Annotated in this window: 12 protein-coding genes; 5 read left to right on the top strand and 7 right to left on the bottom strand. The window is 61.3% G+C overall.

Annotated features, from left to right (window positions below):
* The first annotated feature begins 174 nt into the window (after window positions 1–174).
* Window positions 175–1,242, top strand: coding sequence for a threonine aldolase family protein (locus HNQ36_RS23920; RefSeq protein WP_184089913.1), 1,068 nt, complete (start codon window positions 175–177; stop codon window positions 1,240–1,242).
* A gap of 1 nt (window position 1,243) precedes the next feature.
* Here the strand turns inward: HNQ36_RS23920 and HNQ36_RS23925 are convergent, their stop codons facing one another.
* The 3 genes from HNQ36_RS23925 to grxD form a co-directional block, all read right to left on the bottom strand.
* Entirely contained in the window at window positions 1,244–2,524 is a 1,281-nt protein-coding gene (locus tag HNQ36_RS23925; protein ID WP_184089916.1) for a serine hydrolase domain-containing protein, read from the bottom strand.
* A gap of 85 nt (window positions 2,525–2,609) precedes the next feature.
* Window positions 2,610–3,893, bottom strand: a complete 1,284-nt coding sequence (locus HNQ36_RS23930; RefSeq protein WP_184089918.1) for a serine hydrolase domain-containing protein — start codon at window positions 3,891–3,893, stop codon at window positions 2,610–2,612.
* 126 nt (window positions 3,894–4,019) lie between these two features.
* A complete protein-coding gene (gene grxD / locus HNQ36_RS23935) occupies window positions 4,020–4,355 on the bottom strand; it encodes a Grx4 family monothiol glutaredoxin (RefSeq protein WP_184089921.1) in 336 nt (111 codons plus the stop codon).
* Between the two features lie 307 nt (window positions 4,356–4,662).
* Between grxD and egtB the strand changes: the two genes are divergently transcribed.
* A complete protein-coding gene (egtB, locus tag HNQ36_RS23940; protein WP_184089924.1) occupies window positions 4,663–5,946 on the top strand; it encodes an ergothioneine biosynthesis protein EgtB in 1,284 nt (427 codons plus the stop codon).
* Between the two features lie 22 nt (window positions 5,947–5,968).
* On the top strand, window positions 5,969–6,946 hold the full coding sequence (gene egtD / locus HNQ36_RS23945; RefSeq protein WP_184089927.1) for an L-histidine N(alpha)-methyltransferase: 978 nt from the start codon (window positions 5,969–5,971) through the stop codon (window positions 6,944–6,946).
* Window positions 6,947–6,948: 2 nt separating this feature from the next.
* Here the strand turns inward: egtD and HNQ36_RS23950 are convergent, their stop codons facing one another.
* A complete protein-coding gene (locus tag HNQ36_RS23950) occupies window positions 6,949–8,130 on the bottom strand; it encodes a low temperature requirement protein A (protein WP_184089930.1) in 1,182 nt (393 codons plus the stop codon).
* Between the two features lie 25 nt (window positions 8,131–8,155).
* Window positions 8,156–8,392 (bottom strand): BolA family protein, encoded by a 237-nt coding sequence (locus HNQ36_RS23955; RefSeq protein WP_040427058.1) that lies wholly within the window; start codon window positions 8,390–8,392, stop codon window positions 8,156–8,158.
* Window positions 8,393–8,705: 313 nt separating this feature from the next.
* On the opposite strand from HNQ36_RS23955, the gene HNQ36_RS23960 reads away from it, so the two are divergent.
* Complete coding sequence (locus tag HNQ36_RS23960) at window positions 8,706–9,062, top strand: DUF427 domain-containing protein (protein WP_184090067.1); 357 nt, start codon at window positions 8,706–8,708, stop codon at window positions 9,060–9,062.
* An 81-nt stretch (window positions 9,063–9,143) separates the two neighbouring features.
* Here HNQ36_RS23960 and HNQ36_RS23965 read toward each other — a convergent pair whose 3' ends face one another.
* Together HNQ36_RS23965 and ggt are read right to left on the bottom strand one after the other, a co-directional pair.
* On the bottom strand, window positions 9,144–10,352 hold the full coding sequence (locus tag HNQ36_RS23965; RefSeq protein ID WP_430641403.1) for an ABC transporter substrate-binding protein: 1,209 nt from the start codon (window positions 10,350–10,352) through the stop codon (window positions 9,144–9,146).
* A 37-nt stretch (window positions 10,353–10,389) separates the two neighbouring features.
* Window positions 10,390–12,003: a gamma-glutamyltransferase gene (ggt, locus tag HNQ36_RS23970; protein WP_184089933.1), complete on the bottom strand. Its 1,614-nt coding sequence runs from the start codon at window positions 12,001–12,003 to the stop codon at window positions 10,390–10,392.
* Window positions 12,004–12,192: 189 nt separating this feature from the next.
* Here ggt and HNQ36_RS23975 point away from each other — a divergent pair, with 189 nt between their 5' ends.
* The gene (locus HNQ36_RS23975) at window positions 12,193–13,131 is read left to right on the top strand and encodes a LysR family transcriptional regulator (protein WP_184089936.1); all 939 of its coding nucleotides are present in this window, start codon (window positions 12,193–12,195) and stop codon (window positions 13,129–13,131) included.
* The last annotated feature ends 58 nt before the right edge of the window (window positions 13,132–13,189 follow it).

Here is a 13,189-nt window from a genome sequence, read left to right on the forward strand (position 1 = left end):
TCAATTGTGAAATGCAAAGTCAGCCTCATGCGGAAACAGAAATGCAAGCGGCAAGCCTAGCGATTGGCAGCCCCATTGCAAGCAACCTCATACTGGCACGCGGACGGTCATGGACCCGTGGTCCGTTTTTGAATACATCAGGGAACGGCGCAGATCACCGCACAGGACTTTCCGATGAGAATGACCCCAGCCTCGCCAGATCCGAAGCTACCACCTGTTCGCATCAATCTGATGTCTGACACCCAGACCCGGCCGACACTGGCCATGCGCGAGGCGATGGCGCGTGCGGAGGTCGGCGACGAGCAGATCGGCGACGATCCCACCACGATAGCTCTGTGCGAACGCGTCGCCGACATGCTCGGCAAGGAAGCCGCAGTCTTCCTGCCGTCGGGGACCATGTGCAATGTGGCGGCAACGCTGGTGCATTGCCGTCCGGGCGACGAAATCCTGGCGCATCCCTCCGCGCATGTGCTGACCCGCGAAGGCGGCGCGCATGCAGCACTCGGCGGATTTCAGATCACGCCGCTGCCCGGCGAAAACGGAGTTTTCACACCGGAGACATTTCGCGCAGCGATCCAGCCGGTCTCGCGCTACTCGGCGCCACAGCGCGTTGTAACCGTCGAGCAGACCGCGAATGTCGGGGGCGGCACGATCTGGAAAAAATCCACTCTCGACGAGATCACTGCCATCGCGCGCGCGCACAAGCTTATCACTCACATGGATGGCGCGCGGCTGATGAATGCCTGCGTGGCCACCGGGGTATCCGCGCGGGACATGGCAGAAGGCTGGGACTCGGTCTGGATCGACTTCAGCAAGGGATTAGGCGCCCCCATCGGCGCGGTGATCGCAGGGACGGATACTTTCATCGACGAGGTGTGGCGCTGGAAGCAGCGTCTTGGCGGGGCGATGCGCCAGAGCGGAATTTGCGCTGCGGCCTGTCTCTACGCGCTCGATCATCATATCGACCGGCTCGCGGACGACCATGCCAATGCCCGCACGCTGGCCCGCGGTCTCGCGCAAATCCCGGGCATCACGGTCAATCAGCCCGAGACCAATCTGATCTTCTTCGATCCGACAGCAACCGGCATCACGACACAGCGAATGATTTCAGAACTGCGCAAGCGCGGCATCCTGACCGGCGCACTCGATCACCGCATCCGCGCCTGCACCCATCTCGATGTGACGGCAACAATGATCGAAGAGACCGTTTCAGCGATCCGCGATATCGCATCCAAGGCGTGATCTATCGCTCGAAGGCGTCGTAGACCATGGCCTTCAGCGCCGGCTGAATACGGCCGCGCTCCGACGGTGACTGGATCATCAGGATGACGAACATGTCCTGCGCGCGATCAATCCAGAAATAGGTACCGCCCGCGCCGTCCCACTTGATCTCGCCAAGCGATCCCGGAGGCGGCGGCGTGGCGTTGCCGGGTTCGGTGCGAACCCCGAAGCCGAGGCCATATCCAAAGCCGTCGCCGGGGAAATAGTAATCTCCGCGCTTCACCGCCGTTGCAGGCGCGATATGGTTCATGGTCATTGTCGCGAAAGTCTCAGGCTTCAGATAACGCCTGCCGTCGAGTTCGCCGCCATTGAGCAGCATCTGAGCAAACCGGCTGAAGTCGCCGATGGTCGTGACCAGTCCACTGCCGCCGGATTCCCGCTTCGTAAACAGGCGCGGATTCCGCGCACTGCTCGTCCTGAAGTTACCATCACTGGGCAACGGCTCGGCGATGCGGCGATGCTTGGCCGGGTCGGCAACATAGTAGGCCGTGTCGGTCATGCCGAGCGGCTCAAACAGCCGCTCCTTCTCGAATTCGAAAAGCGACTTGCCTGACGCCACCTCGATGACGCGGCCCAGAACATCCATCGAGTGACCGTAGTCCCACAGCGTGCCGGGGTGCTCGGATAGCGGGAGGCGCGCGATCTTTTCTGCGAGCGACGCATTATCGGCTTCGGCGAACAGATCGGCGCTGGCATAAGCCTTTCTGACAAGGCCCTTGCCGTAGAAACCGTAAGTGATTCCGGATGAGTGCCGCAGCAGGTCTTTGATGATGATCGGCCGGTCCGTCGGCACGAGCTTGAGCACGGGATCACCGTTCTCGGCCGTGGCTTCAACACCCACCTTCACCGTCGCAAATGACGGAATGTACCTGTACAGCGGATCGTCGAGTTTAAGCTTGCCGTCGTCCACCAGCAGCATCGCCGCCACGCTGGTCACCGGCTTCGACATCGAGAAAATTCGGAAGATCGCATCCGGCGTCATCGGCTCGCCGGAGACCGTATCGATCTTGCCGAAGGACCTGAGGTAGACCTGCTTGCCGTGGCGCTGAATCAGAACCACTGCGCCGGAAATCTTTGCGTTGGCAACTTCGGTATCAAAATATTCGGTGATCCGTTCAAGCCGCTGCGGAGAGAGGACGGCATCCGGGGGGTAGACCCGCATCGCGCCGTCGGCACATGCATGACTGGCCGCGAGCGCGACTATCGCGGCAGGAAGCAAGCTCCAGATACGCCGCGATCTCATCGGGTTCCTGCTTTCAGTTGGCAGAGATCCATCAGATACGCCCACCGCCCGGCGCGGTTGCACCGGGCAGCCGTAGGCCGGGCCATTACTTCTCGAACGCACCGTAAGCGAGATTCTTCAGCGCGATGCGGTGACGGCCGCGATGCTGCACGGTCTGGGACATGAACACCACGAACATATCTTCCTTCGGATCGACCCAGAAGGTGGTGCCGCCCGCGCCCGACCAGTTCATCTCGCCGGCGCTACCCTCCATGACGCTGACGCCAGGCTCGGTCCGTACCGCGAATCCGAGACCGAAACCGAAGCCTGGACCGGGCAGATAGTATGGACCATTCACCACCCCCGACGCGGGACCGATATGGTTCGACCCCATATAGGCGATGGTCTTCGGGCTCAGGTAGCGCTTGCCGTCGAGCATTCCGCCATTCGCGATCATGCGCGCGAACCGGGCGTAATCGCCGATGGTCGACATCATGCCGCCGCCGCCGGATTCCCACTTGCGCACGATCCGCGGGTCATTCATATCGGCGTCATTACCGATCTTTCGGTCGTTCGCGAACGGTTCGGCAATCAGCGGCTGCTTGGTCTTGTCGGTGACATAGAATGTGGTGTCCTTCATGCCGAGCGGATCGAGAATGCGCTCCTTCTCGAACTGATAAAGCGATTTGCCCGACACGACTTCGACCACACGCCCCAGGATGTCGGTCGAATGGCTGTAGTCCCATGTCGATCCCGGCTGATAGGCCAGCGGCAGCTTGGCGATACGATCCGCGAAGCCGGCGTTGTCGACATCTTCCGAGAAGATTTTCGCATCGACATAGGCTTTCTTGACGAGACCCTCCCCGAAGAAGCCGTAGGTGATGCCCGACGTGTGGCGCATCAGATCCTGCACCGTCATGGGACGGCGGGACGGCACGAGATCGAGCGTCGTCTTTCCGTCCTCGCCCTTCTTTTCGACGCCGACCTTCACATCCTTGAACGCGGGAATGAAATTCGCGACGGGATCGCCCAGCTGGAGCTTGCCCTCCTCCACCAGCATCATCGCCGCCACGGTGGTGATCGGCTTCGACATCGAGTAGATGCGGAAGATCGTGTTCGCCGTCATCGGCGCCTTGGTGGCGGGATCGCGGACGCCGAACGTCTCGTAATAGGCGATCTTGCCGCGACGCTGGATCATCATCACGGCGCCTGGAATCTTGTTGGTGGCGATTTCATTCTTGAGGTAGTCGCCGATCCGTGCGAGCCCTTTGGGCGATAGCCCAGCTTCAATGGGCTGGGTGCGGACAACGCTGTCGGCAAAAGCGCTTTGTGCGGCGAGCAGTGTGGCGGCAACGACAAGCGACGCCGTGGTGTGGCGAGACACGAGCATAGAAAAACCTCCCAAGTCTTTTCAGACGAACGCCCGGATCGTTTGCGTCCGGGCTTGGGAGGACTGTACTGGCCCGAAAGGCCGGCAGACAAGCGAGACGGCGAACGGCCGCCTCGCCCGGAAATATCAGCCAGCGGGCTGCTGGATCGCGACGCCCTTGTCAGCAAGCAACTGCTGCAATTCGCCGGCCTGGAACATCTCGCGGATGATGTCGCAACCACCGACGAACTCACCCTTGACGTAAAGCTGCGGGATGGTCGGCCAGTTCGAATAGATCTTGATGCCGTCGCGCAGTTCGGACGATTCAAGCACGTTCAGGCCCTTGTAGGCGATGCCGACGTGATCGAGAATCTGGACCACCTGGCCCGAAAATCCGCACTGCGGAAACTGCGGCGTGCCCTTCATGAACAGCACGACGTCGTTGGACTTCACTTCGTTGTCGATGAATTGGTCGATGCTCATATTCGCGTCCTTAACTGCCTCGGTCCTGCGGCTGGGCCAGGAATCTTCAACGGCCTGTCGCTCTGACCATATATGTAGCGTGAAACGGTTCCGCAGCCCAATCAAATCGCTGAAAGGGTGCCATGCCACCCCCAGAGGGGGAATGCGGGTCTGCCATGCCTCTCTCTCCGTAACAGCGTCGTAGCCAACGCGTATCCATTTCATGGCCGACGGTGCCTTTTTTCTCCGGCGAGGCGCCCTATCTAGAGCATCCGTTCTGCGGAACCGATCCGCAGAAGCATCGTTCTCTCCTCAACCGGAGAATCTCGTGACGAAACCAGCATCCCAGCCAGACGCCCGTGTCGCCACGTCCTCCGCCAATACGGCCGAATCCAGCCAAAAACTCCTTCAGGAATCCCGCGACGAACGGGCCGCTAGGCTGCTGACGGCCTACCGCACCGTCCGGGACGAGACCGAGCGGCGGGCGGCTCCGTTGTCCCCCGAGGATCAGCTGGTTCAGTCGATGCCGGACGCCAGCCCGACCAAATGGCACCGCGCCCACGTCACCTGGTTCTGGGAGCAATTCCTGCTCGGCGAGCATTCCCCCGGCTACCAGCCCTATCACCCCGACTACGCCTACCTGTTCAATTCCTATTACGTCAGCGCCGGGCCGCGCCACGCCCGGGCCCAGCGCGGTCACCTCACCCGTCCCGGTGCGGACGAGGTGACGGCCTATCGCAAGCATGTCGATGCCGCAGTCGCGGCATTTTTCAGTTCGGCGGATGTGGACACGCTGGCGAAACTAGAGCCGCTGATTGAGGTCGGCCTCAATCACGAGCAGCAGCATCAGGAATTGCTTCTCACCGACATCCTGCATGCCTTCGCACAGAATCCGATCCCGCCGGCCTATGAACCCGGCTGGGCATTCCCGGCTGCGACCCGCACCGGCGACGCATGGGTCACCCTGATGGAAGGCATCCACACCATCGGCCACGCCGACAATTCATTTCATTTCGACAACGAAAAGCCCGCGCACCGCGCGCTGGTCGGCCCCGTCAAGCTGGCGCGCAATCTCGTGACCAACGCCGAGTGGCTCGCCTTCATGAAGGACGGCGGATACACGACGCCGACGCTGTGGCTGATGGACGGCTTCGCGGCCGCCGAACGTGAGGAATGGCAGGCCCCCGGTCATTGGCGCAACATTAATGGCGAATGGAAGATCATGACGCTCGGCGGCTTGCAGCCCATCGATCCCACGGCTCCCGTTTCACATGTCAGCTACTATGAAGCCGATGCTTTTGCGCGCTGGAGCGGCAAGCATCTGCCGACCGAAATGGAATGGGAAGTCGCCGCCCGCGCCGGTCATCTTAACGACGCCTTCGGCATCGTCTGGCAGTGGACCCGCAGTTCGTACTCGCCCTACCCCGGTTACCGCGCCATCGACGGCGCGCTCGGGGAATACAACGGCAAATTCATGGTCAACCAACTGGTGCTGCGCGGCTCATCGCTGGCAACGCCGGACAATCATAGCCGCATTACCTATCGCAATTTCTTCTATCCACATCATCGCTGGCAGTTCACCGGACTGCGGCTCACCGATTACGCCGTTTAAACCCTGAACACACGAGACCGTCATGAATGTGCATGTCAACGCGCGGGCCGAGGCTCCGCTTCACGATCAGATTGACCATTCTTTCGCTCAGGACGTGATTGCTGGATTGTCGCAGCAACCGAAAAAGCTGTCGCCTAAATATTTCTACGACGAGGCTGGCTCGAAACTGTTCGAGCAGATCACGCTGCTGCCGGAGTACTATCCGACCCGCACCGAACTACGCATCCTGCGCGACCGTGGTTCGGAGATCGCCCAGGCGATCCCCGCAAACGCCGCGCTGGTCGAATTCGGCGCAGGCGCCACAACCAAGGTGCGCCTTCTGCTCAAGCAGTGCTCGTTCAAGGCCTACGTCCCGGTGGATATCTCCGGTGATTTCCTCAACGGTCAGGCGAGCGCCTTGCGTGAAGACTTCCTCGATCTCGCGGTTTATCCGGTGACGGCCGACTTCACCAAGCCGTTCGAACTGCCGCTGGAAGTCAAGGACATGCCGAAAGTCGGCTTCTTTCCCGGATCGACCATCGGCAATTTCGATCCGCATGAAGCCTGTGCCTTCCTGCGCAGCGCCCGCGCCATTCTCGGCGAAGGCGCGACGCTGATCGTCGGCGTCGATCTCGAGAAGGACGAGCGCGTGCTTCACGACGCCTACAACGATGCGGCGGGCGTGACCGGCCAGTTCAATCTCAATGTGCTTGCGCGGATCAACCGCGAACTCGGCGGCAATCTCGATCTCGACGGATTCAAGCATCGCGCGATCTACAACCGCCAGCGCCATCGCATCGAGATGCATCTCATCAGCCGCAAGCCGCAGACCGTGCGGGTGCTGGATCACACGGCGACGTTCCGCACCGGCGAGACGATCCACACCGAGAGCAGCTACAAATACAGCATCGAGCGCTTCACGGCGCTGGCGCGGGGCTCGGGATGGACTCCGCGTGCATCATGGACCGATCCTGACGGGATGTTCTCCGTTCACGCGCTGGTGGCGGAAAACGGGGTCTGATTTCAGACCTCGTCGGATAACGTCCGCGAACCAAGCGAGATCGCTTCCCATGTTGCGACGATCAGCATGATGACCGTTGTCGCTGACGACAACAGCAGCGGCGACAAACTGTGCGCGAACGGGATCAGCACGATCAGCAGACCGATACCGACCATATGCGAGAGCTGAAAGATGCCTCTGATGCTGCGCTTGAACAGAATGGTGCCGATCAGAAACAGCAACGGCCCGCCGATCATGGTGAGTATGGTCTTGGTGTCGGCATGGCCATCGGGATGCGCCAGCAGCAACTCGTCGCCGACCGCCGACACCACAATGCCCGCGACAATCGGAAGATGCAGGTAGGTATAGGCGAGCCGCGCCAACCGCCCCGTATCCTTCGCGTGCGAGATATGCTCCGCCCCCGCCTCCGCGCCGATATGGAAGTACACCCACCACATGGCGATGCTGCCGATCAGCGCCACAACGAAGCCCATGATCACCGGCGCTGTCCATGCGGCCGACGCGAAGGTCGCGCCGGTGACCACGAGCGATTCTCCGAGCGCGATGATGATGAACAACGCGCAGCGCTCGGCCATGTGGCCGCCTTCGACCTCCCAGTCTTCGAGAGGTGTGGCGCCTAAACCGGGAAACCGGAACCGCATCACCGGTCCGCAATACTCAATTGCCACCGCGACGATCCACAGGATGAGCCGCGTTTCCCCCTCCGCAAGCCCGCCCGCAATCCAGAACACGCCACTGCATGCCAACCAGCAAGTGATGCGCAACAGGTTCATGCGCCAGCCGGGCTTCGACTTCGGTATCGAAAGGAACGTGAAAGCCGATCGTCCGACCTGCATGACGACGAAGGCCAGCGCAAACGCCAGCCCCCGGCTTTCAAACGCCTTGGGAATGGAGGTGGACAGCAACAGGCCGGCGACCATCAGCCCGAACAGCATCACGCGGACCGGCGTGCGCTCCGGGTCGAGCCAGTTGGTGATCCAGGATGTGTAGATCCAGACCCACCACACCGCCAGAAACAGGATCGTGGTCTGCAGCACGCCCAGCGGCGTGAAATGCGCCAGCAGCGTGTGGGAGATCTGCGTAATGGCAAAAACGAAAACGAGGTCGAAGAATAGTTCGACGTAAGTGACACGGTGATGCTGGTGCGGCGCACGGGCTCGCAACAGGGTTTCGTTTGTCGACACCGTTGTGCCCCCCGCTTTCGACGGTTCAGGCGTCAGGCACGCCCGTCTGCAGCGCCAGCGCATGCAGGACGCCGCCCATCTGCCCCTTCAGCGACTGATAGACGATCTGGTGCTGCTGTACCCGCGATTTACCGCGAAAAGCTTCCGAGATGACGGTGGCAGCGTAGTGGTCGCCGTCGCCTGCGAGGTCGCGGATTTCCACCTTCGCGTCGGGCAACGCAGCCTTGATCATCGTTTCGATGTCCCGCGCGTCCATTGGCATGTCTTTGAATCTCCCGATCTTGAGCCATTCCGGGCCCAGGCAATGCACCGAAATATGACTGATTCTAGCCCTTGCAACCTGCGCCGTCACGCAAGCATTGCGCTAGTGTGGGGGTTCGCAAGTCCGCATTGTTTCCCCGGCGCGTACATATGCGGACTTGCGAACCCAAACCACACTAGAATCATAGTCTTCTAGTGTCCTTTTGAAACCGAAGTTCGCTACGGGAGCCGGAAAATAAGGCGAACTTCGGTTTCAGGACACTAGATCGCACCTATATTGCGACTTCAACAGGAAGCCCGTCATGAACGTTCGCATGAGAATTCCAGGCCCGGACCACCCAATTGCGATCTCAGCGAACTCAAAACGGGTCCGGATCAGCGTCGGCGGCGAGCTCATCGCCGAAACCAGCCGCGCCCTGACCCTCAAGGAAGCCAACTATCCGCCAGTTCAGTACATTCCGCGCGAGGATGCCAACCCTGCCAGGTTGAAGCGCACCGACCACAGCACCTATTGCCCCTACAAGGGCGATGCGAGCTATTTCAGCATCGTTTCCGGCGGCAAGACGCTGGAGAACGCCATCTGGACCTACGAGACGCCCTACGATTCGATGAAAGACATCGCCGGGCATCTGGCGTTCTATCCAAACAAAGTCACGATCGAAGAGATCTAACGCTCCCAATCGTCCTCCGACAAACGGCAACACCCGCCGGAATAACCGGCGGGCGTTGCTCAAGGCGCTTTCGTTGCGCTTTTATTTGACCAGAGGGCACTCGCTTCCGGCGAGCGGCTTGAACGACTGCTCACCCGACATCTCAGCCAACTGCTGATAGAAATCGCCGCGATACTTCGACTGCGCAGGCGACTTCACCTTCATCAGGAAGGTCTTGTGCATGACACGGCCGTCCTGCCGGATCTGGACGTTCTTGTTGTAGAAGTCGTTGACCGGCAGTTCCTTCATCTTTGCCGCCACGGCCTTGCCCTCATCGGTCCCTGCCGCCTCAACCGCCTTCAGATAGTGAAGCACGGACGCGTAGGTTCCCGCGGTGATCAGGTTGGGAATGAAACCACCCGAGCGCTCCATGAACCGCTTCGCCCAGGCGCGCGTTTCGTCATTTGCGTCCCAGTAGAAGGAGGTCGTGAGCGTCAAGCCCTCTGCGATGTTCAGACCAACGCCTTCGATATCGTTGATGTAAACGACGAGGCTAGCGAGGCTCTGTCCGGACTGGACGATGCCGAACTCACGCGCCTGCTTGATGGCGCTCAAAAGGTCCGCACCAGACATGGCAAGACCGATCACCTTGGCCTTGGAGGCCTGCGCCTGAAGCAGGAACGACGAGAAGTCCGGCGAGCCGAACGGGAAGCGCACGCTGCCAAGCACCTTGCCCCCGGTTTCGGTGACGAAGTGACTGGCGTCGCGCTGGAGCGAATGACCGAAGGCGTAGTCGCTGGTCAGGAAGTACCAGCTGTCGCCGCCCTGCTTGGTGACCTGGCTCGCCGTTCCCTTGGCGAACGCATAAGTGTCGTAGCTCCACTGCGATGTCGTCGCCGAACAGGCCTTGCCCGTCAGCTCGGTGGTCGCGGCGCCTGAAATCAGCAACACCTTGCCGCGCGACCGCGCGATTTCCTGAGTGGCAAGGGCGACCGCCGAGCCGGCCACGTCAGTAATGGTGTCGACGCCCTCGGTCTCGAACCATTTGCGGCTCAGCGCGGAAGCAATGTCGGCCTTGTTCTGATGATCGGCGGTGATGACGCTGATCGGCTTGCCCAGCACCTTGCCGCCGAAATCATCGACCGCCATCTGCGTCGCTTCGACAGAGTACTTGCCGACAAGATAGGCGAAGCCGCCCGAATGGTCGGTCAGCACGCCGATCTTGACGGCGTCGTCAGACACCTGCGCCTGCACAGCACTGGATGCCATCAGCATGGCCGCAACCGTCAGTCCGATCCTGGTTGTTCTCACGATATCCCTTCCTCCTTCTGTGTCCTGTTGTTCGGCTTCAGACCGGCAACGCGATGCCGTCGTGGCCGGGGTCGGCGCCGCCGTCGAGCTTGTCGCCATCGATCCGGATGCCATGCACGGCCGCAAAGCCGAACGTGTAAGGGCTGCGGATCACCTGATAGCCATCGGCTTCGAGTTCGTTGGTGACGCCGTGTACGATGCGATTGGTAACGTCGATGGCGTTGCTGGTCGCGGAGAAGCGCGGCGCACTGACTGCTTCGGTCATGGTCATGCCGAAATCGATGACGTTGAGAACGGCCTGCAGCACACCCATGGCGATCTGCGTCGCGCCAGGCGCGCCGATCACCAGATAAGGCTTCTTGTCGCGGAAAATGATCGACGGGACGACCGACGTGAAACGCGCCTTGCCCGGCGCGATCGAGCCGGCGCGGCCTGGCCGCGGATCGAACACACCCATGCAGCCGTTGTAGAAGAAACCGAGGCCATCGGTGATGACACCGGACGGCATACCGAGGGAATGGGTCATCGTCACGCAGTTGCCGTCGCGATCGACCACCGAAACGTGGGTGGTGTCCTTCGATGGCATGCCCGAGTTGAACCGCGGCACGTCGCCTTTGACGTGCGACTTGATTTCGCTGGCCAATGCAGCGGCATAATCCTTCGACGTCAGCTTCTGGACGGGCACGTCGAGAAAGGCCGGATCGCCGATCGAGCGATCCTTGTCGGCGGTCGAACGTTTCATCGCCTCGCACACCACCCGCAGATATTCGGCGGAGTTATGCCCGATGCCGGAAAGATCGAAATGCTCAAGCACGTTGAGCATCTCGACCAGCATGACGCCGCCGCCCGGCGGGTTGTTGGTGGTGACTTCATAGCCGCGATAGTTGCCGCGCAGCGGCTCGCGCCATTGCGGCTGGTAGTTCGCAAGATCTTCAGCGGTGATGAGGCCGCCATTTGCCTTCATGTCCGCGGCGATGCGCTGTGCCAGTTCGCCGCGATAGAAGACGTCGGAACCGCCCTCGGCGATCATGCGCAGCGTCTGCGCGTAGTCCGGGTTGTGAACCACATCACCGACGCGCTTGTAGGTACCGTCCTCGCGGCAATAAAGCTTCTTCCCGGAAGCCGTGAACGAGAGACGATCGATTCCCGAAGCGCGATCCATTATGCCGGGATCGGACCAGAAAAATTCGACATGGGGACGCACCATCCAGCCGCGCTCCGCCCACGCGATCGCCGGCGCGACAATGTCCCGCCACGGCAGCACGCCGAATCTGGAATGCGCCTCGTAATAAGCCTTCAGCGAAGCCGGCACGCAGACCGACTGATAGCCGAGGTCGTTCACCTTGCCGCGCAGGATGAAGCCATAACCGTCGCGCGCTTCACCTTCGATCAGGTCGGCCCACATGTCGGGACGCGCGGCCGCCGGCGCCGGCGCATGGAAATCGAGATACTGATGGAAGCCCTGTCCGGGGAAATAGATGCCGGCGCTGCCGAAACCGGCGATGCCGGTCATCAACGGATCGACGACGCCCTGAACCAGCGCACAGGCGATCGCTGCGTCAATGGCGTTTCCGCCCGCCCGCAATACGTCCGCACCGGCCTCCGCCGCTTCGGCCTGCGCCGCGACGATCATCGCCTTCCCTTTCGGCATGCTCTCTCCGTCAGATGTCTTGTGGCTACACCATGCACCCGCGCAGAAAGGCGGCCGAAACACCGCATTCTTTCAAGGGAACCATGGCGCGATTTGACAGAGGGCATTCATGCCTGTCCAATACCAATGATGCCTCGATTGATACTTTATTGGTAACAAAGGAAAGGCCGCCTGCGCGGCCCTTGCGCGATGGTCCGTCCCCTGCTTCCAGCCAAAATTCCTTACTTTCTCGCCGTCGGTGAGACGCTGAGCTTCCGCAAGGCCGCCGAGAAGCTTGGGATCGCCCAGCCGGCGCTCAGCCGCAGCATCCGGGATCTTGAACACCACCTCGGCTTCACGCTTTTCGAACGATCGACCCGCCGGGTGATGCTGACGCCCGCCGGCGAGGTGCTTTACCGCGAAAGCGCTGACGCCATGCAGCGCCTCGCGCGCGCCACAGTGCACGCGGAACGCGTTGCACAGGGGCTCAGCGGCACCGTCAGCGTCGGCTACTCGACGTTTGCCGCGACCGGCCCTATGTCCGACATCATCATAGAATTCCGGAAACGCCATCCACAGGCGCAGGTCGGCCTGCGCCTGCTTGCTTCGTCCGAACAAGCTGCGGCATTCGACGAGGGGGCGCTCGATCTCGGCTTCATGATGTCGAATGTCGTCGGGCCGCTGCAACAGACAATTCCCATCTCGCGCGAACGGCTGGTCGCGCTGGTTCCCACAAGCCATGCCTGGGCGGCAAACCGTGCGATCTCGCTGCGAACCCTGTCCACCGCTCCGCTGGTGATCGGCAGCGCCCGGCGATGGCGCGGTTTCCGCGCGCTCATCAACGGGCTGATGACGGACCGCGGGCTCTCCCTGACAATTGCCGAAGAAGCCGATGACGTGCCCGTACTGCTGCAACTGGTGCGATCAGGTTTCGGCTGCACGATTCTAGATGCATCGTTCATCCCGACGCTGCCGCCGGGGATTGCACCGCTGGAGATCGAAGACGCGACCGCGACGCTCGATATCTCGCTGGTCTGGCGCAAGGACAATCTGTCGCCACTGGTGGCGCGTTTCGTCGATGTGGCGAACGCATTCATGGCGGCGCGCCAGGAGCCGCCGCGACGGCGGACTCGCCAGAACCGAAGGTAACCGCCACGCGCCGTGACCATGCGTGGGCATCGACAAGCCGCCGAAACGCATGGAACGA

The organism is Afipia massiliensis (assembly GCF_014203115.1).
Lineage (GTDB): Bacteria > Pseudomonadota > Alphaproteobacteria > Rhizobiales > Xanthobacteraceae > Afipia > Afipia massiliensis.

Excerpts from the sequence above, each read along its gene's own strand:
- HNQ36_RS23920 (WP_184089913.1), top strand. The coding sequence starts at position 175 with ATGAGAATGACCCCAGCCTCGCCAGATCCGAAGCTACCACCTGTTCGC.
- HNQ36_RS23925 (WP_184089916.1), bottom strand. The coding sequence starts at position 2,524 with ATGAGATCGCGGCGTATCTGGAGCTTGCTTCCTGCCGCGATAGTCGCG.
- HNQ36_RS23930 (WP_184089918.1), bottom strand. The coding sequence starts at position 3,893 with ATGCTCGTGTCTCGCCACACCACGGCGTCGCTTGTCGTTGCCGCCACA.
- grxD (WP_184089921.1), bottom strand. The coding sequence starts at position 4,355 with ATGAGCATCGACCAATTCATCGACAACGAAGTGAAGTCCAACGACGTC.
- egtD (WP_184089927.1), top strand. The coding sequence starts at position 5,969 with ATGAATGTGCATGTCAACGCGCGGGCCGAGGCTCCGCTTCACGATCAG.
- HNQ36_RS23955 (WP_040427058.1), bottom strand. The coding sequence starts at position 8,392 with ATGCCAATGGACGCGCGGGACATCGAAACGATGATCAAGGCTGCGTTG.
- HNQ36_RS23960 (WP_184090067.1), top strand. The coding sequence starts at position 8,706 with ATGAGAATTCCAGGCCCGGACCACCCAATTGCGATCTCAGCGAACTCA.
- ggt (WP_184089933.1), bottom strand. The coding sequence starts at position 12,003 with ATGCCGAAAGGGAAGGCGATGATCGTCGCGGCGCAGGCCGAAGCGGCG.
- HNQ36_RS23975 (WP_184089936.1), top strand. The coding sequence starts at position 12,193 with ATGGTCCGTCCCCTGCTTCCAGCCAAAATTCCTTACTTTCTCGCCGTC.